This is a genomic window from Paenibacillus sp. lzh-N1, from assembly GCF_002872435.1.
GTDB lineage: Bacteria > Bacillota > Bacilli > Paenibacillales > Paenibacillaceae > Paenibacillus > Paenibacillus polymyxa_C.
In genome coordinates this window covers 2750001-2769905 of sequence record NZ_CP025696.1, presented here as the reverse complement: position 1 = coordinate 2769905, position 19905 = coordinate 2750001, and the positions used below count along the sequence as shown (strand labels likewise).

Genomic DNA, 19905 nt, shown 5'->3' with positions numbered 1-19905 from the left:
CTAAAGATTTGATGACATTTTAACATATTCTACATGGATAAGCTATCCGATGAATCATAAATTTACCTTATAAGTCAGTATTCAATTGTGATAATCGGAAAACCGAGTGTTATACGTTTATTTTGCTGCGCTCTATTTTCATGTACCGCCATCTGCATCTGAACTTGATGCTCACCGCTTTGCACGATTAATGGCAGTTCTGGAGCTTCATAAGATACAGCTACAGTGGTTGCATCTGTGTATCTTTCTTTAGCCTGCATGGAGATATCCCCTGCTAAGCTTGCTTCTGTCCGTTTCATCAGTTGATCCACGCTTTCCTTTGCTTGCAGCGAACGCTGAACGGAGGTGTTCCACTGCGCTTGAACCCCTATCGAATGTAATTGCTCGGCACAAAGCTTATGAAGCTGAATCAACTGCTCACGTCCTGTGTCGCTGCTTTCCAGTTGAACGACTACATACCATTGTCCAGCTTGACGTTCCATCACATTTAAACGAATTTTTAAATCCTCACGATCACGAACAGAACGATATAGTGTGTGCCCATTTTCTACGAGTTTGCTTGCTGTGGGTATATTCAGTTGCTCAGCTATCTGTGCCACTATATCTGCCGGATCTCCATGATTAGGAATCCAATCGCCTTGCCATTTTACAACCAGCTTATCCAGTGTACCCGGGGTTTGATCCGAGAGAATTAACAACGAGCGTAAAGCCGCTTCTGCCTCACGGGAATCAGTTCCGTTGGTCTGAAGAGTTCCGTAACGCCAGCCAGCCAGTACCAACACCGTTCCTAATACCAAAAATGCAATAACTCCCTTTTTAATCATTTCTACTTTTAACATGGCCGTTCTTCCCCCTCCATAACCATTCATTCTCCGCATACACACAATGGAATGCTTCTTTTTTCGGCTCGATTGAAATCTATGAATCTATCAATAGCATGCCCGTTGCCAGAGGTTTTATACGCAGAGGAAGTCAGCACAACCTTTCAGAAATATTCATTCGCCTACTGGGTGTTCGACCATACACCGTAGGCACGATAAGAATAGACTATAATCACAACGCATCTTACACCAAAAGAGGTGAAATCATGTTTCCCATTTATCCAGTAAATGAAGCCAATGTGGCACCTCATGGCGGACGGATGGTCTGTGCCGTTATGCGTGATGGTACACGACACATTGGCATCTTAAGTGGGTGTAGCAAAGGTAAGCTGATGTTGAACGGATATCCATCCTCCTTTCCTGGTAGTCTCTATGCTGGAAGCTACAGTAACAAAGGAAAACAAAAAGCTAAAAAAAACTCCTCTAAAAAGCAAAAAAAGAACTCTAAAAACAAAGCTCGTTCTTCTGCCAAGCTAAATTCCTTTAATAGACCGCCGGACGAACTTCTAAATCCATACTTTCCTTATAACGTAGGCGCATTTGATTCAAATGGAAATAGGGGTTATGGAAACGGCAGAGCAGGCTATCGTGGTAGATATGGATACGGGGCAGGACTTGTACTAGATCTGGCTTTAATCGCCTTTCTATTCCTCCTTATCTAAACACCGTGTTACAGAACACAAAAAAACCGGAGGACCATTCATCGTCTCCGGTTCTTTGTATTCGTCGTTTTACAATTTACTCTGCTAAGCCGTTCTTATAAGCATAGATTGCCGCCTGTGTGCGGTCTTCCACTCCTAATTTGGCGAGAAGGTTCGTGACATGGAATTTTACCGTCTTAATCCCGATAATCAGTTCATCTGCGATATCCTGGTTAGACTTCCCTTGTGCCAACAAGCGAAGAACCTCCATCTCACGATCTGTTAGCTCCGTATGTGCGGGCGCTTCAGCCTGTGGCTGGCGAAACCGATTCATCATCTTAGAGGCCACCTGCGACTCTAGTACGGACTGTCCACGTGCAGCTGCACGGATCGCATCCGCGATCTCGGAAGCACGAGACGTTTTAAGCAAATAGCTGAATGCCCCTGCCTCAATGACTGGATACATTTTCTCATCATCCAAATAACTCGTCAGTACAATCACCTTTGTCTCTGGAAGCAGGCGTGTCACTTGGCGTGTCGTTTCGATACCATCCATGCCATCCATGACCAAATCCATTAAAATCACATTTGGCTTGTACTCTGATGCTAAGCGTATGCCTTCTTCTCCGCTTCCGGCCTCGCCGACCACTTCAATCCCTTCTTCTGTCCCCAGCACCGCCGCAAGCCCGATCCGCACCATTTCATGGTCGTCTACCAGCAGTACGCTAATCGGTAATTCCGTTTCCATGATCATCGTTCCTTCCGCTTTCATCATAAATAACTGGCACAGACACCTCGATCCGTGTCCCTTTTCCCGGAGCCGTTATATACTGAATAGCTCCCCCAATTTCACTGACCCGCTCCTGCATGGTGGATAATCCATATGATGTCTGCTTTTTCTCATCCATTTCAAAACCAATACCATTATCCCGAATCGTCAACCTAATGGAATCCGGGCGTTGCACAATACGAATTTCCATACGAGTTGCTTTGGCGTGACGCAATGTATTAGACATCGCTTCCTGAACAATGCGAAACAAGTGATTTTCAATGCCCTTAACCAACTGTACTCCGCTTTCCATCTCAAAATCAATCTCCATCGGTACCTTTGCTTGTAATTCCTGTACCAAATCACGCAAACCCTGCTCAAGCCGTTTTCCTTCCAGATAGACAGGCCGTAGATGAAGTAGTAACGCCCGCATTTCGGATTGTGCCACGGAGGACATTTCTTCAATTAATGCAACTTGACGCTGCGCTTTATCAAAATCCTTGTCCAGCGTCCTACCCACAGCCGTCGCTGTCATTGAAATAGCAAACAATTGCTGCGATACTGCGTCATGTAACTCTCTGGCCAGCCGCTGCCGTTCCTCCACAATCGCAGTCATCCGTGCCTGTTCTGCTAACTGAGCATTATCCGTAGATAAGCGTTGTAAAGACGTTACTTGTTCCTGCCATTTACGCCCGATTCGTTCCAACTGCTCTCCTAGTCTGCCAAGCTCATCATGCCCTAGAGGTGGCAACTCACGTGCAGGGGTTCCCTTTTCCCACATCAGCAATGTCTCTCTCAACATTTCCAGTCTGCTTTTAAAGCGATAACTTTCATAAAATCCGTACATTGCCCCTGTACCAATCAACACCAGTATAACGGCTCCTGCTACTTTCAGTATCATTCCCCAGGTTGGGAACGACTTCACATATCCATATGTATACAGCATATAAAAGACAACTACGCCCACAACAACACACAGGAGGATACCTTCACCCATACTGCGGGTTACCATGTTGGACGTTTTTTTGTGATTCATCCCGGTTCCTCCTGGTTCAATAAAATCGAATACGGACATCGCCCGCCAAGTACGAAACGACAAACTTCACTTTATATTCACTCTGCTCAAAATGAGGAGACTTCCACACCAGTCGATTGAGCATCCCCGCCTCATGATCCCGGTCGAACTGAATCTGACCGAACAATACGAACATCTCCACCTCTACACCGTAATTATCCGGCAGCGTGATGTCAATGTCACCGAAGATCCCCTGTAAAAATATGACGGGCTCACGTTCCTCTGGAAGAGCGAGCGTCAAATCGGCATCCACATCACCAACCACATGCCATATGCTTGTGCTGCGCAAGCTCCATGGCACTTCATCCCATTTATGATTGGATATGAAATTGTGTTTGAATATGGAGCTTTGACCTTTATGCAGCTTCCTGGAACGTGAATAGAACACAGCCAGCGAAGCCAATGTGATCACTACAAACAAGAACAAATGATCCAGCACCAGCAGACCGGCACCGATGGCAAGCATCGTATAGCCCTTTTTGATTTTGGAATTGCGGATCTTATATATTCCGGCCAACATTAGGATCAGTGCAAACACGGAGAGGAACCCAATCCACTGACCGAATAAAATGATAATCCCGATGCCAATCCCTGCCAGTGCCAAGGCTGATTTTCTTTTCTCCATGCTGCACCCCCTTTTTTGTTTATACCGGAAGGAAAAGCCATAGTGGCGAAATATATCGCCATATGGCTTCCGAACCGTACAGATTGAGCACTGTTATTGGTCAGTGTCCATCTATACAGCATATCATAATGTTTGGGTTCCGAGTAGTTAGTCCTTCTTCATATCTACAGGTTTAGCACCTGCCTGAATTTTGGACTTCAATTGTTGAAGCTGCTCATCCACTTTAAATTGTTTTTCAGCTTCTGCGGGATTAACATATGCCTCTCCCGGTGCTTGACGATAAGGGGCACGCAGTACGTCAGCTTCTGCCTCCATTTGCATGATTTTTTCCTCCATGCGGTGGAAGCCCAGCGAAGCAGACCCGCTTTCAATCGTGTGCAAACTATTGATTTGCGACATTTGCTTTTTGGCTTTTGCCATTTGAGCACGAGATACCAGCTCATTACGCTTATTGCGCATTTTGTAGAATTCATCCTTCATTCCATGAAGCTGCTGTACCAGTTCTTTGGCTTGGAGCTCGGCTTGAGTGTGCAAGTCACGGTATTCATCCTGCTTTTGCACAAAATAAACCTTCTCGCCCAGTAGCTTGCGTGCTACTTCTTCCTGGCCATTTCGCAATGCAGATTCAGCCTGCTTTTCGCGCTCATTGGATACACGCACAGCCTCCTCCAAACGCTGTTTCATACGACGCTCATTTGCCATTTGCTTGGCGACTGTTACCTCAGCCTCGTGAATTTCTGCCTCCATATCGCGCAAGTACTGATTTAACATGATAATCGGATCTTCAACTTTATCCAACATTTCATTCACCGATGCTCTTGTCATATCCTTCATTCTTTTAAAAATTCCCATTATTTACGTTCTCCCTTCTCGAATTGCTCTACTTTTTTACGTAACTCTTCCAGTTCCTTTTTCATTGCTTTTTTCTCGATATCTTCCATCATGGAATCCAGATCACTTTTGTTCCCTGTATTAAATTTGGATGAATAGCGGGCATCCTGACCAAACGGGTTCGAGTTGCCGTATGCTCCGCCTTGATTGTAACCAGTTCCTTGTCCATACTGCGTTCTAGTACTACTACCGCCATAATAGCGTGGATCTTGATGGGTATAGGGACCACTATCTGGACCAAATCCTCCGTCGTAAGGAGATCTTGGTTCCTTGGAAATAACCAACGCTGCAATCACATAAATCATAAATGTGGTGCCTGCTGTAATAAAGAAACTGATCACAACCAAAATACGTATCCAAGTTGAGTCCATTCCTGTTGCGTCAGAAAGACCGCCACATACTCCAGTTAATACTCTATCCCGGTTTGATCGGTAAATTCGGGTCATAATTTACTTACTCCTTCCCGCTGTTGTTCAGCTTGCTTTTCAGTCTCGCCCACTCTTGTTCGAGCAGCGATCCACCGCTGTGAGCATCCCTTGTATACTCCTCACCCCGGCGCAATTCACGCAAACTCATCGTTTCTGCTTCCATATCAGCTACCCGGTCTTCCAAGCGGTTGAACATTCGGGGAACATTTCGTCCGCCGTATGTACCTGCCCGTTCGTTCATTTGCTGCTGGAGTCTCAACGTTTGTACACGTGCAGCATAATACTGACGCTTACTGTGTACCGTCTGGTATTCTGTTTTTAATGTATCCAGCTGTTGCTCCAATTCACGTAATGATTCACGGCTCTGCTCCCACAGTTCTCTATACTGCTCTTCTTTTTCTGCATACAGCATTTTTTCCTGAAGGGCTAGCTTTGCAACGTGTTCTTCATCTGCTTTCAAAGCCAGAAGCGCCTGTTCCTCCCGTTTGGCCTGCATGGACAATGCATGATCCAACTGCTGCTTCATTTGTCTTGTATGCACTGCATACTGCTGCTGAAGCTTTTCCGCTTCAGCGATTTCCTGACGGGTATTATATAGGAACTGGTCAATGAGTTGTACCGGATCTTGGCTTTGTTCCAAATGCTCATTGAAAGTTGCTACCGTAATATCACGCATTCTTCGAAAAACACTCATTGGCGTCTACTCCTTTCACAATTTCGTATTTTCATCATTTCTTGCTCTTTGCTTTCGTACATTATTCTTCATCCTCAAACTGTCACATTCAGTAGCGACTTCTACGGTCACTCAGCATGGATACACCAAATATGATTAACCCGATTGCCAGCAGTGGCCCAATTAGCCAGGATAGCTTGCCCAGTAAAATCAGTACCCCGAGCACAAGCACGATCCAGCCGAAGAGTGCATTTCCTCTTTTCACACCGTAGTACCCCAGCATAACCATGGCTATCGGAATTAAGTAACCAATCAGATGTCCTACAAAGTGACCGAAAAACGGAGTAAACTTACCGAGCAGCATAATCGAACCCAACACGATCAGTACAATGGCTAACCCATTCCCTTTGTTAACTCTCATCATCTCTCACCGCCTTTCACTGTGTCTTGCTTATGTCCTTATTGTACGCTGACCTAGCGTTTGACAAAACGGACCCCAGACGGTTTTTGAACCTAGACCTAAGTCGGGGATGAATATAGACCTGCGGCTATCCTCCTCTATGCTGCTCTGCTGCAAGGGATGTTGAGTGCCGCTTTCCTGCATGCTTAGAGCGTAGTGAAAGGACGAGACAAGCAAATAAGGCTACCGCTGCAACCATATAAGGCATATTAATATGAACATCAAACAACAATCCCGCAACTAACGGTCCAATGACATTCCCCAAGCTGGTATAGGACGAGTTCATACCCGCTACAAACCCTTGCTCATCCCCAGCCTGCCGCGATAGAGAAGTGCTTACTGCCGGGCGAAGGATATCCATAGCCAGAAAAATGATAAAGGTCGTCAGCATAATCATCACGTACTGCTCGGCAAATAAAGTTAGGAAAATAAATAGTCCTCCGATAGCCAAGCAAAGGTGAATTACTTTTTTCTCACCAAAACGATTAATGATCCAACCAAATATAGTTGCTTGCACAACTGCTCCTAAAATAGAGCCTGTCGTTATAATGATGGCAATATCCATTGGTGTAAAACCATATTTATGGTCAACAAACAGTCCAAATACCGTTTCAAAATTTGCCAATCCAAAAGCAACGACAAATACAATGAGCAAGCCCATGAAATACGGAGATTGATAGGACTTCGCAAATTGCTGTAAAAGATTTTCTTTTTCCCGCGGAAGCTCTCTATTGTACTGTTGCTTTTCCTTGCTCAAAGACTCAGGCAACACGAGCAGAGACAAAATAGCCGCTATTCCTGCAGCACCTGCCGCCGCAAAGAAGGGAATACGTATTCCATAGGCAGCAAGCAAACCGCCAATCCCTGGTCCAATTATGAAGCCTGTGTTAATCGCTGCATTAATCATCCCCATACCCTTGCCTCTTTCTTCAAACGAGGTCACATCAGCGACGTAGGCCATAATAGAAGGAGTAAGCAACGCTGCCCCTACCCCGCCCATGATTCGTGCAACAAACAAGGTAGGGACGGAACTCGCCAGTCCAAAAACAAGCTCTGACAGCATAAAAATGAACATTCCAGAAACAATCAACTTTTTACGTCCATAACGGTCAGACAACTTTCCTGACAGCGGTGATAATAAAAGCTGTGTCAACGCAAAAGCTGCAACCATCAGCCCCATTGAAGAACCGTTCATCCCTAGCTCGCTTATAAATTTAGGTAAAACAGGTACAACTAACCCAATCCCCATGAATGCTAAAAAAATGTTGAGCATCAATAACAGCATTGCTCCCCGATTTCTTGTCAGTATAGACATATTTCCACCCTTCCTTTTCAGAACCCCTTTTATTTATCAATAGTTAAATTCAGTATCCCAACTTCAAAAAACAAAAAAACTCTAATTGTTTTATTAGTTTTCACATAAAAAAATAGCCTCTTTTAATATGCACATATTATTAGGCTATTTTTGTTTTTCGACTAACCCAAATAACAATATATCTACAATGGAATAAGTTGCTTCCTCTACCGTCACACTGTTATCCAGAAAGAAACGCTGATCAAGCGTTAAATTTACTGAATCAATAATAAGCTTCATGATCAGAGCTTCATTTTTGTTCACAATAACTCCTTCTCGGATACCTTCCTGAATTAATGTTCTAATCGGCGACCAATCATTTAAATCAGCATGTACTCTTTTCCATTGCTCAGGATAATACTTTTTCATCTGGTCTAATATTCTTAAATCATAAAACTTATAATACAGCGGCATAACCCTAATCGACTGTTTAATCTTTTCTAACAAAGTTAATTCATTGTTTTGGATAATTTCTTCTGTCTTTTGAATCATATCATCATTTGTACGCTCAATCAGTGTCTCTAAAATAAGCGTCTTAGATGAGAAATTCTCGTACAATGTACGCTTACTGATGGCAAGTCTTTTCGCAAGATCGTCCATAGTAAATTTCAAACCATTCTCATGAACTTCCTCTACAAAAGCTTCCAAAATTCTTTCCTGCATATGCATTCCTCATTTCTCTTACACTTAATAAACTATAAATGTTTTTTCAGTACCATCATCCTACTACAACTTCAAAGTCCCAGTCAAATATAAACCTAATTAAAAAGGATCTCTGCAAAGTTCTTATCTTCCACTCATCTGGATCCAAGTTAATCTTGTTGCCAAAGTTAAGAATACGAATAATAAAAAGGATGATAAAATGCATTAAAGCATTTTATCATCCTTCTATATATACCGGCGAGAGGACTCGAACCTCCACGGTTCCTCACTCAACACCGAATACAATCTTGATAATACCTTGTTTAATGAAGGTAAAAAAGCACTGCTCGTCGATTTCGACCCGCAAGGTAATCTGTCGATGTACTTTGGTATTGAGCAGCGGGATCAACTTCCGTCGCTATGGTCTGCGACAGGACTAACTCAGTTGCTCAGTATCAAGGAATTTAGAATACCTGTACAACTTCTTTAATATCATCAATTTCCTCAAGAATTGCGCGCTCAATAGCAACCTTTAACGTAATCGTAGCACTTGGGCAACCATTGCAAGCTCCCAAAAATCTTAATTTTGCTATACCGTTCTCAACTTCGACCAATTCAGCATCTCCACCGTCACGCAGTAAGAAAGGACGTAGTTTGAGAAGAACTTCCGATACTTCATTGAATAAAACTCCATCTTCATCCATTATGTCAACTCCCCCCATTGTTTTACCAACCGTCAATTCAGACCTTTTTCATCCTAGATCGTCTGAGTGATCCTTTGCTTTTTGCCTAAGAGTGACCTCTTGATCCGAAAGTTCCCTTATAAGCGTATGAATAGAGTCTAAAGGTATCATCACACCACAACTTGCGCTCAATCCTGACAGCATATGGAGGCAGAACTGAAGTTTTCGTATCTCTCGGGTAATTTGAGCTAGTTCTGAATCGTCCGAATTATTTTTCTTCATTACTAGCACCTCTTTAAGAATGATAAAGGTTTGATCTATTAAATTAATGAATCAACCGATGCTTCCTTCCATCTCAAATTGAATCAAGCGATTCATTTCAACGGCATATTCCATTGGCAATTCTTTGGTAAACGGTTCAATAAAGCCCATTACAATCATTTGTGTAGCATCTTGTTCTGTAAGCCCGCGGCTCATTAAGTAAAACAATTGTTCCTCGGACACTTTGGATACTGTTGCCTCGTGCTCCAAAGTAATCTGATCGTTTTTAATTTCATTGTACGGAATCGTATCTGATGTTGACATGTTATCCAATATCAACGTATCGCACTTAATATTGGACTTGGACCCTGCGGAATCGCGGCTGAAGCTGGACAACCCTCGGTAGTTTACTTTTCCGCCCTGCTTGCTGATGGATTTGGATATAATCGTAGATGTTGTCTCGGGAGCAAGGTGAATTACCTTCGCGCCAGCATCTTGATGCTGATCTTTACCGGCTACGGCAATAGACAGGATGGACCCCTTGGCTCCCCGTCCTTTCAATAATACTGCCGGATACTTCATTGTTACCTTGGAGCCGATGTTGCCGTCCACCCATTCCATTGTGGCATTTTCTTCTGCCACAGCCCTTTGGGTTACCAAGTTGTAGATATTAGGAGCCCAATTCTGAATGGTCGTGTAACGGACACGGGAATCTTTCCGGCAAATAATTTCAATAACTCCACTATGCAGAGAACTGGTACTATAAATAGGTGCTGTACATCCTTCAACATAATGGACAAAGCTGCCCTCTTCGGCAATAATTAATGTCCGCTCGAATTGCCCCATATTTTCAGAATTAATACGGAAATAACCTTGTATAGGAACCTCGCACTGAACACCCTTCGGAATGTATACAAAGCTACCGCCTGACCAAACCGCACTATTAAGCGCCGCAAATTTATTGTCGGCAGGAGGGATGATCGTCCCAAAATGTTGCTTAAACACTTCAGGGTATTGCTTTAATGCACTATCCGTATCAAGGAAAATAACGCCCTGATCCTCCAGTTCCTTCTGCATGCTGTGATAAACTACTTCCGACTCATATTGAGCGGATACGCCCGCCAGGAACTTTTGCTCCGCTTCAGGGATTCCCAGCTTGTCAAAGGTTGCTTTGATCTCGGAAGGAACCTCCTCCCAGGTCTTTCCTTGTTTTTCAGAAGGGCGAACGTAATACTGGATGTCATCAAGACTAAGCTCGGTCAAATCCGCTCCCCATTCAGGCATCGGCATTTTGTAGAATTGATTCAAAGCTTTCAACCGAAAATTGAGCATCCACTCCGGCTCTTCCTTGATCCGGGAAATTTCCCGGACAATCTCTTCCGTCAGACCTTTTCCAGATTGAAAAATAGACTGGTGCATGTCGCGAAACCCATATTTATATTCGCCCATATCTGGTGCTTTTTTTGCCATTAGTATCACTCCTTTTTAACCTTTCAAGATTCATTTTGATTTGCTATGATCTACCGAGTTTGCTTTCCACTAAATCTTTTAGGCGACTGCGAACACCTTCCAGCGGGATCTCCGAAATGACAGGAGCGAGAAATCCAAAAATAACAAGATGTTCGGCTTCACTCCGTGATACCCCGCGCGACATCAGATAATAGATTTGCTCTGCATTTACTTGCCCCACGGATGCAGCATGACCCGCGGTTACATCATCCTCATCTATCAGCAGGATCGGATTGGCATCGCCGCGAGCTTTAGGACTTAGCATAAGCACGCGTTCTGTTTGCTGACCATCACAATGGGTTGCACCTTTTTCAATCTTTGTAATGCCGTTGATAATGGCCGTAGCTTCTTCAAGCATGACTGCACGCGTAATCATCTGGCTTACCGAGCTTCTGCCAAAATGCTGAGCTTGAGTTGTATAGCTCGATTTTTGATTGCCCGTGCCAATAGCAATCACCTTATTGTCGGAGACCGCCCCGTTGCCTTGTAGCAAAGTCTTGGTATCGCTGGCGGTATAACCATTGTTCATCTCACCGATAATCCATTCCACACCCCCATCAGCAAGGACGACCGCCCGTCGCTGGGTGAAATCTGTTGTAGTTGCAGCAAGCTGATGAACCGAAGCTACTTGCACCTTTGAGCCCGCCCCCGCGAAGACCTCCGTCACACCGTTATGCAATACCTTGACATCATCACGACTCGATACACAATTATCCACATAAGTAATCTTGCTGTTGCTCCCTGCCACAATTAAGACGTGAGGAGCAAAACACACACCGCTTGTATCGTTAATAAAGATCGCTTGAATAGGTGCTTCAACCTCTACACCGTCTGGGACATATAGAAAAACGCCACCACTCCATAAGGCACTGTGTGCAGCAGATAAACGATGTTCTTCTGGCTTTACTGCCTGAAAGAGATAACGTTGAACCAGCTCCTCGTGCTCATTTGCCGCAGTATGCAGATCCGTTAAAATGACTCCCTGGGCGACTAAGCTCTCGGACAATTTCGTATACACTACATCCGAGTTGAACTGAATGATTAGTCCACCTTTCACCGGAGAAGCAACCAAACCTCGAACAACCTCCGGCGCTTCCTCCAAACTAGACCACGCATTCTCAGCTTTGTAATCTCCACTTTCGTAGATATCCCATTTTTCAAGATTGATTTTCTCCACTTTAGGCAACTCCAGCGTCCCTGCCAGTTCGAGTGCGTGAACGCGGTGTTCAATCAGCCAACGAGGTTCATCCTTAGCGCTTGACCATGCGCATAAATCGTCCACATTCATTGAAACTCTAGCTTGTATATCCACGTGCTGTTCCTCCTCTCCGGCTTTTAAGCTTCACTTACCGTCTCATCCGTAATCCCAAGTTCCTCCTTCACCCAATCGTACCCTTCAGCCTCCAAACGGTGGGCAAGCTCCGGACCGCCAGATTTAACTATCCGGCCTTGCATCATGACATGCACAAAATCCGGGGTAATATAATTCAACAGTCGTTGATAATGGGTGATGATTAAAAAGCCTCTATCCGGGCTGCGCATCTCATTTACGCCATTGGCCACAATACGCAGTGCATCAATATCAAGCCCTGAGTCCACTTCATCCAGGATCACAAACTTGGGTTCAAGCAGCATCATTTGCAAGATCTCATTCCGCTTTTTTTCACCGCCAGAGAATCCCTCATTCAAATAACGATGCATAAATTCCGGGTTCATCTCCAGCTCCTTCATTTTGCTCTCCATTTCACGGATAAAACGTATTAAGGATATCTCATCGCCTTCTTCACGCCGTGCATTGATGGCAGTTCTGAGAAAATCCGAGTTGGTCACGCCAGCAATTTCACTTGGGTATTGCATAGCGAGGAACAAGCCTGCCTGGGCACGCTCATCCACCTCCATCTCCAGAAGGTTTTCATTGTCCAATGTCACCTTACCGCCAGTAACCTCATATTTGGGATGGCCCATTAAAGCTGAAGCCAATGTACTTTTTCCCGTCCCATTAGGCCCCATAATCGCATGAATCTCTCCGCCATGAATCTCCAGTGTGAGCCCTTTTAAAATTTCTTTCCCTTCAATCTTGGATCTTAATTTCTCAATCTTTAATGTCGTCATTTATCGTAAACTTCCCTTCGGAGTATTCTTCGGCACGCGCCACCAAATCACTCATAAATTTTCCAATAGTCTGCAGCTCAACCTCTGAATAGGATTCAATGAATTGGTAAAACCTTTGTTCTTTTTCTTTGTGCAGTTCTTTATGCAAATGATAAACGTGTCTTCCCTTATCCGTTAAACTAAAGTAAATCTCCTTACGATTGCTGTTCAGTTGGCTTCTCATAATGAAGCCCATTTCCAGCAGCTTTGCACTAATTTTAGTAATGCTAGCTTTGGACAACCCCATCTTCTCCACAATCCCAGTATGATTTATCGGTTCATAATCACCAATACAATCAATAACGTGTACACTAGTAATATTATTGGAGAGCATGTCAATCTGGTACTTTCTAGCCTGTTGCCGAAACGAGTTAATTTCTTGTTCAGTATACAGCTCATTCAGATGTAGCATTTTAATATATTGCTCGTAAAGATGACCTTTAAAATGATTTTGAAACTCCAATTTCCCAATCTCCCCTCTCTTGTAGTAGTTGCAGATCAAGTTCAGTGTCACCATTAGATTATATTTTGTTCACTAGTAAACAAAATCATATTAACACAATTGATATTGATAATCAATATCAATTGTGTTAAATGTGACAATTTTGGAGGCGTTTTTCATGGGTTTGTTGTCATGGTCATCGGCCTTATGCTGTGTTTTGACTAGGGCACGTCACGGAAATGGTCTTGAATACCTCTGATCAATCCTGCTTTGCGGGGGGTGAACAATGGAACCCATTCGGCAGCACCCGGATGGATCTGGTAACCGAAGCCAAGTCCAATACCGTTGCCTATGAACGTCATGGTACACCTGCCACAGACCGGGGTCGCTATCGTAAAAAAAGGACAAAGGTGGTGCTTGGCCGAGCTGTTTTAATGCCGTATCGCCGCGTTTGAGTACGCTATCGTGAGCATGTATGGCATGAATAATCCGTCAGTTACCTGTGTCTGGATATGTTATGGGGCCAAAGAGTATACCAAAAACTGTGGTTTTTGCTGGTGAATCCGATCAGGCGATGCTCCATTCTAGCCAGCACCGATCTGACACTGGAGGCGACCTAGATCATCGAACTTTATACCGCCCGCTTCAAAATCAAACACCTTCTGAGCGCTAAAGCAATCCATCGGCGGATTCAGCTACCACTTTTGTAGCAAATCCATTCCGAAGCTCAACCGGTATTTGAAAAAGGAAATCGGGTTCACCCTCTGGAGTTGTTGGAAGAGGAGAAAGCACAACGGGACATCCGCCTAACTGTAAAGATGAGAATGGTAAACGATAACCAAAATGGATCCCTACGGGGCTTAAGATAAAAGGAACCAAGAAAAGAACCGAAATCTTGCTTCAGGAAGCCAGGAAGAATTATCATATGGAAGGACAAGCACTCGCGTTTGAAAACGAAGATATGCGTAAGAGTAAAAGCGGCTACTCCATCCGTTAATAGCAAAAGGCTGTTCGCAGACTTTATGCTTCGATGGCTAGAGATGATGAAAAACAGCATCGGGTTTATCTCCTATATCTCCTATTCCGACACTGTAAAAGGCCGCGTAGATCTTTTTTCCGAGAGAAAGGGATGTATTGCTTGATGATTTAACTACAGAGGATTTTCAGAACTTGTATACCCATGAAATGAATGTGCAAGGTGTCAGCGCCAATACCGTTATTCATTATCACGCGAACATTTGCAGAGCCCTTCAGTATGCCATGAAAATAAAGCTGATTGTGGCGAATCTCCCTAACTTAGTTGAAAGCCCAAAAAAGAACAATTACGTCGTGAGCTTCTACAATGCCGAGGAGCTGAATCAACTCCTCGCAGTAATCTGAGGCGAAAGAATTGAGCTTTCCGTTATCCTGGCTGCCTTTTATGGGCTAAGCCGAAGCGAGGTCGTAGGATTAAAATGGTCGGCTATTGATTTATTGAATTGGACTATTAATATTAAACATACCGCCACATCGGGCAGTTTGAATGGTAGATATATTGAACTTGAAAAGGACCGAACCAAGAATAAAGCCAGTCGCTTTATGTAGATGTATTAGGGGTAAGCATGGGGGTAAGCATGGGGGTAAGCATGGGGGTAAGCATGAAAGAAGTTCAGGAATGGTTAGGCCACAGCGATTATGCAACAACGGCAAATATTTATTCGCATTTGGAATACAACTCAAAGGTGTCTTCAGCTCAAGCAATGAGTGGGGTACTAAAACTCAAATAAAAAAAGCACACTAGAAAATGTCTCTAATGAACTCTTTTAGTTATACCGGCGAGAGGACTCGAACCTCCACGGTTTCCCACTCGATTTTGAGTCGAGCGCGTCTGCCATTCCGCCACGCCGGCATATTAAGTTATGGAGGCGCCACCCAGATTTGAACTGGGGAATAAAGCTTTTGCAGAGCTTTGCCTTACCACTTGGCTATGGCGCCAGAGTATAAAAAGCGGACGACGGGAATCGAACCCGCGACCCTCGCCTTGGCAAGGCGATGCTCTACCGCTGAGCCACGTCCGCATAAGATGGCTGGGGATATAGGATTTGAACCTATGCATGACGGAGTCAAAGTCCGTTGCCTTACCGCTTGGCTAATCCCCAATAAGAAAGGGCGGCCGATGGGGCTTGAACCCACGAATGCCGGAGTCACAGTCCGGTGCGTTAACCACTTCGCCACGACCGCCACAGGAAAAGAAGTAATTGGCAGGGGCAGCAGGAATTGAACCCACACCAACGGTTTTGGAGACCGTTGTTCTACCTTTAAACTATGCCCCTATAAAACTGGTGGAGGATGATGGATTCGAACCACCGAACCCGTAAGGGAGCAGATTTACAGTCTGATGCGTTTGGCCACTTCGCTAATCCTCCAAAATGGTGCCGGCGAGAGGACTTGAACCCCCAACCTACTGATTACAAGTCAGTTGCTCTACCAATTGAGCTACACCGGCACAAAAACTATTCAATTAAAAGTGGCTCGGGACGGAATCGAACCGCCGACACGAGGATTTTCAGTCCTCTGCTCTACCGACTGAGCTACCGAGCCTTACAATAAGACCCTTTATCAATTAATACATTAATAATGGCGGAACTGACGGGATTCGAACCCGCGATCTCCTGCGTGACAGGCAGGCATGTTAGGCCTCTACACCACAGTTCCATAATAGATTTAAATTGGTTGCGGGGGCAGGATTTGAACCTGCGACCTTCGGGTTATGAGCCCGACGAGCTACCGAACTGCTCCACCCCGCGACAGTAATAAGTATTTATTTTAAAATGGTGGAGGCTGAGGGGATCGAACCCCCGACCCTCTGCTTGTAAGGCAGATGCTCTCCCAGCTGAGCTAAGCCTCCTCAACGGAACACTTCTCATATTATACCATAACAAACTTTTTAATGCAACTTTTTTATTATTTTTTTATGACCCGTAGGGGATTCGAACCCCTGTTACCTCCGTGAAAGGGAGGTGTCTTAACCCCTTGACCAACGGGCCATGCTATAGAATAATTCTGGCGGAGAGAGAGGGATTCGAACCCTCGAGACGCTTTTGGCGCCTACACGATTTCCAATCGTGCTCCTTCGGCCAACTCGGACACCTCTCCATATGGCTCCCCGAACAGGACTCGAACCTGTGACAACTCGATTAACAGTCGAGTGCTCTACCAACTGAGCTATCAGGGAATATTAACACTTGTTTCAAGGTTACACCTTGAAAACTGGATCCGAAACTTATTGCGTCTTATCTTAGGATAAGCCCTCGACCGATTAGTATTGGTCAGCTCCATGCATTACTGCACTTCCACCCCCAACCTATCTACCTCGTCGTCTTCAAGGGGTCTTACGTATTGGGAAATCTCATCTTGAGGGGGGCTTCACGCTTAGATGCTTTCAGCGCTTATCCCTTCCGTACATAGCTACCCAGCGGTGCTCCTGGCGGAACAACTGGTACACCAGCGGTACGTCCATCCCGGTCCTCTCGTACTAAGGACAGCTCCTCTCAAATTTCCTACGCCCACGACAGATAGGGACCGAACTGTCTCACGACGTTCTGAACCCAGCTCGCGTACCGCTTTAATGGGCGAACAGCCCAACCCTTGGGACCTACTTCAGCCCCAGGATGCGATGAGCCGACATCGAGGTGCCAAACCTCCCCGTCGATGTGGACTCTTGGGGGAGATAAGCCTGTTATCCCCAGGGTAGCTTTTATCCGTTGAGCGATGGCCCTTCCATGCGGTACCACCGGATCACTAAGCCCGACTTTCGTCCCTGCTCGACTTGTAGGTCTCGCAGTCAAGCTCCCTTCTGCCTTTGCACTCTTCGAATGATTTCCAACCATTCTGAGGGAACCTTGGGGCGCCTCCGTTACTCTTTAGGAGGCGACCGCCCCAGTCAAACTGCCCACCTGACACTGTCCTCGTACCGGATCACGGTACCAAGTTAGAACCTAGATACGATCAGGGTGGTATCCCAAGGATGCCTCCCTTCAAGCTGGCGCTCAAAGTTCTACGGCTCCCACCTATCCTGTACAGATCGTACCCAAATTCAATATCAAGCTGCAGTAAAGCTCCATGGGGTCTTTCCGTCTTGTCGCGGGTAACCTGCATCTTCACAGGTATTAAAATTTCACCGGATCTCTCGTTGAGACAGCGCCCAAGTCGTTACGCCATTCGTGCGGGTCAGAATTTACCTGACAAGGAATTTCGCTACCTTAGGACCGTTATAGTTACGGCCGCCGTTTACTGGGGCTTCGGTTCATAGCTTCGCCCGAAGGCTTACCACTCCCCTTAACCTTCCAGCACCGGGCAGGCGTCAGCCCGTATACTTCGCCTTGCGGCTTCGCACAGACCTGTGTTTTTGCTAAACAGTCGCTTGGGCCTTTTCACTGCGGCCCCCTCGGGCTATTCACCCTACCGAGGCACCCCTTCTCCCGAAGTTACGGGGTCATTTTGCCGAGTTCCTTAACGAGAGTTCTTCCGCGCGCCTTAGAATTCTCTTCTCGCCTACCTGTGTCGGTTTGCGGTACGGGCACCTTCTCCTGGCTAGAGGCTTTTCTTGGCAGTCTGAGATCATGACCTTCGCTACTATAATTTTCGCTCCCCATCACAGCCCAGCCTTAACGATGTGCGGATTTGCCTACACATCAGCCTCACTGCTTAGACGGACATCCATCAGTCCGCGTCACTACCCTACTGCGTCACCCCATCGCTCATAGCGGATTACGGTGGTACAGGAATTTCTACCTGTTGTCCTTCGACTACGCCTATCGGCCTCGCCTTAGGTCCCGACTTACCCTGAGCGGACGAACCTTCCTCAGGAACCCTTAGGCTTTCGGCGGATCTGATTCTCACAGATCTTTTCGTTACTCATACCGGCATTCTCACTTGAATGCAGTCCAGCGCTCCTTCCGGTACACCTTCAACCCGCATTCAACGCTCCCCTACCCCTGATGCAAGCATCAAGCCATAGCTTCGGTGGTGTGTTTAGCCCCGTTACATTTTCGGCGCAGAGTCACTCGACCAGTGAGCTATTACGCACTCTTTCAATGGTGGCTGCTTCTAAGCCAACATCCTGGTTGTCTGTGCAACTCCACATCCTTTCCCACTTAACACACACTTGGGGACCTTAGCTGATGGTCTGGGCTGTTTCCCTTTCGACAATGGATCTTAGCACTCACTGTCTGACTCCCGGAACTAAATCTATGGCATTCGGAGTTTGACTGAGCTTGGTAACCCTTGCGGGCCCCGCACCCAATCAGTGCTCTACCTCCACGATTCTTTTTTCCGAGGCTAGCCCTAAAGCTATTTCGGGGAGAACCAGCTATCTCCGGGTTCGATTGGAATTTCTCCGCTACCCCCACCTCATCCCCGCATTTTTCAACATGCGTGGGTTCGGGCCTCCAGTGCGTGTTACCGCACCTTCACCCTGGACAGGGGTAGATCACCCGGTTTCGGGTCTACGTCCACGTACTCAGTCGCCCTATTCAGACTCGCTTTCGCTGCGGCTTCAGCTCTTCACCTTAACCTTGCACGGGAACGTAACTCGCCGGTTCATTCTACAAAAGGCACGCCATCACCCATAGATCGGGCTCTGACTTCTTGTAAGCACACGGTTTCAGGATCTATTTCACTCCCCTTCCGGGGTGCTTTTCACCTTTCCCTCACGGTACTGCTTCACTATCGGTCGCCAGGGAGTATTTAGCCTTGGCAGATGGTCCTGCCGGATTCATACGGGGTTTCACGTGCCCCGCACTACTCGGGATCCGTCTCGGAGGGAACAAGTTTTGAATTACAGGGCTTTTACCTTCTCTGGCGGGCCTTTCCAGACCTCTTCATCTAACCGGTTCCTTTGTAACTCCATGTGAGACGTCCCACAACCCCAAGGAGCAAGCTCCTTGGTTTGGGCTAATCCGCGTTCGCTCGCCGCTACTGACGGAATCACTATTGTTTTCTCTTCCTCAGGGTACTTAGATGTTTCAGTTCCCCTGGTCTGCCTCTCACTCACCTATGAATTCAGTGAGTAGTGACTGTCGATGAAGACAGCCGGGTTTCCCCATTCGGACATCCCCGGATCAAAGCTTGCTTACAGCTCCCCGAGGCTTTATCGTTGTTCGCCACGTCCTTCGTCGGCTCCTGGCGCCTAGGCATCCTCCGTGTGCTCTTTGTAGCTTAACCTAGACTTTTCTTTCGCAGAAAGAAAATGTCGATGTTCAATAAGAAAATGATTTTTGCTATAAGCAAAATATCTTCCCTTATCTGCTACCTTTATTTCACTTGTTTACACAAGATCAGCTTAAAGGAATATTCTAAAACGCAATTTCGTTTCGGTATCCAGTTTTCAAGGTGCAATTTGAGAGTTTGAACTCTCAAAACTGAGCAACGAGTGAGTAA

General features: G+C 45.8%; 19 protein-coding genes, 15 tRNA genes and 1 rRNA gene. 4 read left to right on the top strand and 31 right to left on the bottom strand.

Going from position 1 to position 19905, the window contains the following annotated elements:
* Window positions 1–74 precede the first annotated feature (74 nt).
* Entirely contained in the window at window positions 75–839 is a 765-nt protein-coding gene (locus C0638_RS12560) for a YwmB family TATA-box binding protein (RefSeq protein WP_058712561.1), read from the bottom strand.
* 248 nt (window positions 840–1087) lie between these two features.
* On the opposite strand from C0638_RS12560, the gene C0638_RS12555 reads away from it, so the two are divergent.
* Complete coding sequence (locus C0638_RS12555) at window positions 1088–1543, top strand: hypothetical protein (RefSeq protein ID WP_058712560.1); 456 nt, start codon at window positions 1088–1090, stop codon at window positions 1541–1543.
* A gap of 76 nt (window positions 1544–1619) precedes the next feature.
* Here C0638_RS12555 and C0638_RS12550 read toward each other — a convergent pair whose 3' ends face one another.
* From C0638_RS12550 to C0638_RS12510, 9 genes are all read right to left on the bottom strand, one after another.
* A complete protein-coding gene (locus C0638_RS12550) occupies window positions 1620–2270 on the bottom strand; it encodes a response regulator (RefSeq protein WP_013372995.1) in 651 nt (216 codons plus the stop codon).
* Window positions 2248–3327: a sensor histidine kinase gene (locus tag C0638_RS12545; protein ID WP_013372996.1), complete on the bottom strand. Its 1080-nt coding sequence runs from the start codon at window positions 3325–3327 to the stop codon at window positions 2248–2250. Before C0638_RS12545 ends, C0638_RS12550 begins: the two co-directional genes overlap by 23 nt.
* 16 nt (window positions 3328–3343) lie before the next feature.
* Window positions 3344–3991 (bottom strand): cell wall-active antibiotics response protein LiaF, encoded by a 648-nt coding sequence (gene liaF, locus C0638_RS12540; RefSeq protein WP_013372997.1) that lies wholly within the window; start codon window positions 3989–3991, stop codon window positions 3344–3346.
* A 147-nt stretch (window positions 3992–4138) separates the two neighbouring features.
* Entirely contained in the window at window positions 4139–4843 is a 705-nt protein-coding gene (locus tag C0638_RS12535) for a PspA/IM30 family protein (protein ID WP_013372998.1), read from the bottom strand.
* A complete protein-coding gene (locus C0638_RS12530; RefSeq protein WP_102163516.1) occupies window positions 4843–5328 on the bottom strand; it encodes a PspC domain-containing protein in 486 nt (161 codons plus the stop codon). The genes C0638_RS12535 and C0638_RS12530 overlap by 1 nt, the downstream gene beginning before the upstream one ends.
* A 7-nt stretch (window positions 5329–5335) precedes the next feature.
* Complete coding sequence (locus C0638_RS12525) at window positions 5336–6004, bottom strand: PspA/IM30 family protein (RefSeq protein WP_058712545.1); 669 nt, start codon at window positions 6002–6004, stop codon at window positions 5336–5338.
* A gap of 88 nt (window positions 6005–6092) precedes the next feature.
* The gene (locus C0638_RS12520) at window positions 6093–6404 is read right to left on the bottom strand and encodes a LiaF transmembrane domain-containing protein (RefSeq protein WP_016324716.1); all 312 of its coding nucleotides are present in this window, start codon (window positions 6402–6404) and stop codon (window positions 6093–6095) included.
* A 127-nt stretch (window positions 6405–6531) separates the two neighbouring features.
* Complete coding sequence (locus C0638_RS12515) at window positions 6532–7758, bottom strand: MFS transporter (protein ID WP_058712546.1); 1227 nt, start codon at window positions 7756–7758, stop codon at window positions 6532–6534.
* Between the two features lie 144 nt (window positions 7759–7902).
* Window positions 7903–8460, bottom strand: coding sequence for a TetR/AcrR family transcriptional regulator (locus tag C0638_RS12510; protein ID WP_013373003.1), 558 nt, complete (start codon window positions 8458–8460; stop codon window positions 7903–7905).
* 298 nt (window positions 8461–8758) lie between these two features.
* On the opposite strand from C0638_RS12510, the gene C0638_RS25680 reads away from it, so the two are divergent.
* Window positions 8759–8929 (top strand): ParA family protein, encoded by a 171-nt coding sequence (locus C0638_RS25680; protein ID WP_233902315.1) that lies wholly within the window; start codon window positions 8759–8761, stop codon window positions 8927–8929.
* Here C0638_RS25680 and C0638_RS12500 read toward each other — a convergent pair.
* The 5 genes from C0638_RS12500 to C0638_RS12475 form a co-directional block, all read right to left on the bottom strand.
* Window positions 8904–9143 (bottom strand): NifU family protein, encoded by a 240-nt coding sequence (locus tag C0638_RS12500; protein ID WP_058712630.1) that lies wholly within the window; start codon window positions 9141–9143, stop codon window positions 8904–8906. The two genes, C0638_RS25680 and C0638_RS12500, sit on opposite strands and share 26 nt — an antisense overlap.
* Window positions 9144–9455: 312 nt before the next feature.
* Window positions 9456–10853 (bottom strand): Fe-S cluster assembly protein SufB, encoded by a 1398-nt coding sequence (gene sufB, locus C0638_RS12490; protein ID WP_102163514.1) that lies wholly within the window; start codon window positions 10851–10853, stop codon window positions 9456–9458.
* Window positions 10854–10896: 43 nt separating this feature from the next.
* Window positions 10897–12204: a Fe-S cluster assembly protein SufD gene (gene sufD, locus C0638_RS12485; protein WP_439097956.1), complete on the bottom strand. Its 1308-nt coding sequence runs from the start codon at window positions 12202–12204 to the stop codon at window positions 10897–10899.
* Between the two features lie 23 nt (window positions 12205–12227).
* Window positions 12228–13004 (bottom strand): Fe-S cluster assembly ATPase SufC, encoded by a 777-nt coding sequence (sufC, locus tag C0638_RS12480; RefSeq protein ID WP_058712570.1) that lies wholly within the window; start codon window positions 13002–13004, stop codon window positions 12228–12230.
* Entirely contained in the window at window positions 12985–13506 is a 522-nt protein-coding gene (locus C0638_RS12475; RefSeq protein WP_058712571.1) for a MarR family transcriptional regulator, read from the bottom strand. The genes sufC and C0638_RS12475 overlap by 20 nt, the downstream gene beginning before the upstream one ends.
* 218 nt (window positions 13507–13724) lie before the next feature.
* Here C0638_RS12475 and C0638_RS12470 point away from each other — a divergent pair, with 218 nt between their 5' ends.
* Both C0638_RS12470 and C0638_RS25985 read left to right on the top strand, forming a co-directional pair.
* Entirely contained in the window at window positions 13725–13940 is a 216-nt protein-coding gene (locus tag C0638_RS12470; protein ID WP_058712643.1) for a hypothetical protein, read from the top strand.
* 1182 nt (window positions 13941–15122) lie between these two features.
* Window positions 15123–15251: a hypothetical protein gene (locus tag C0638_RS25985; protein ID WP_258012605.1), complete on the top strand. Its 129-nt coding sequence runs from the start codon at window positions 15123–15125 to the stop codon at window positions 15249–15251.
* 43 nt (window positions 15252–15294) lie between these two features.
* On the opposite strand, the gene C0638_RS12460 is transcribed toward C0638_RS25985, so the two are convergent.
* The 16 genes from C0638_RS12460 to C0638_RS12385 all read right to left on the bottom strand — a co-directional run bounded on the left by C0638_RS12460 (window position 15295) and on the right by C0638_RS12385 (window position 19689).
* A tRNA-Leu gene (locus tag C0638_RS12460) sits at window positions 15295–15373 on the bottom strand.
* 11 nt (window positions 15374–15384) lie between these two features.
* Window positions 15385–15459: transfer RNA gene (locus C0638_RS12455), tRNA-Cys, on the bottom strand.
* An 11-nt stretch (window positions 15460–15470) separates the two neighbouring features.
* Window positions 15471–15542 (bottom strand) — tRNA-Gly (locus tag C0638_RS12450).
* A 6-nt stretch (window positions 15543–15548) separates the two neighbouring features.
* Window positions 15549–15623, bottom strand: a tRNA-Gln gene (locus tag C0638_RS12445).
* 9 nt (window positions 15624–15632) lie between these two features.
* Window positions 15633–15705: transfer RNA gene (locus C0638_RS12440), tRNA-His, on the bottom strand.
* A gap of 18 nt (window positions 15706–15723) precedes the next feature.
* Window positions 15724–15797: transfer RNA gene (locus C0638_RS12435), tRNA-Trp, on the bottom strand.
* A gap of 7 nt (window positions 15798–15804) precedes the next feature.
* Window positions 15805–15890, bottom strand: a tRNA-Tyr gene (locus C0638_RS12430).
* Window positions 15891–15894: 4 nt separating this feature from the next.
* Window positions 15895–15970, bottom strand: a tRNA-Thr gene (locus C0638_RS12425).
* A 22-nt stretch (window positions 15971–15992) separates the two neighbouring features.
* Window positions 15993–16065, bottom strand: a tRNA-Phe gene (locus tag C0638_RS12420).
* 37 nt (window positions 16066–16102) lie between these two features.
* Window positions 16103–16179: transfer RNA gene (locus C0638_RS12415), tRNA-Asp, on the bottom strand.
* 15 nt (window positions 16180–16194) lie between these two features.
* A tRNA-Met gene (locus C0638_RS12410) sits at window positions 16195–16271 on the bottom strand.
* 25 nt (window positions 16272–16296) lie between these two features.
* Window positions 16297–16372 (bottom strand) — tRNA-Val (locus tag C0638_RS12405).
* 67 nt (window positions 16373–16439) lie between these two features.
* Window positions 16440–16511, bottom strand: a tRNA-Glu gene (locus C0638_RS12400).
* 17 nt (window positions 16512–16528) lie between these two features.
* Window positions 16529–16620, bottom strand: a tRNA-Ser gene (locus C0638_RS12395).
* 3 nt (window positions 16621–16623) lie between these two features.
* A tRNA-Asn gene (locus C0638_RS12390) sits at window positions 16624–16699 on the bottom strand.
* Between the two features lie 64 nt (window positions 16700–16763).
* Window positions 16764–19689 (bottom strand): 23S ribosomal RNA (locus C0638_RS12385).
* Window positions 19690–19905 lie beyond the last annotated feature (216 nt).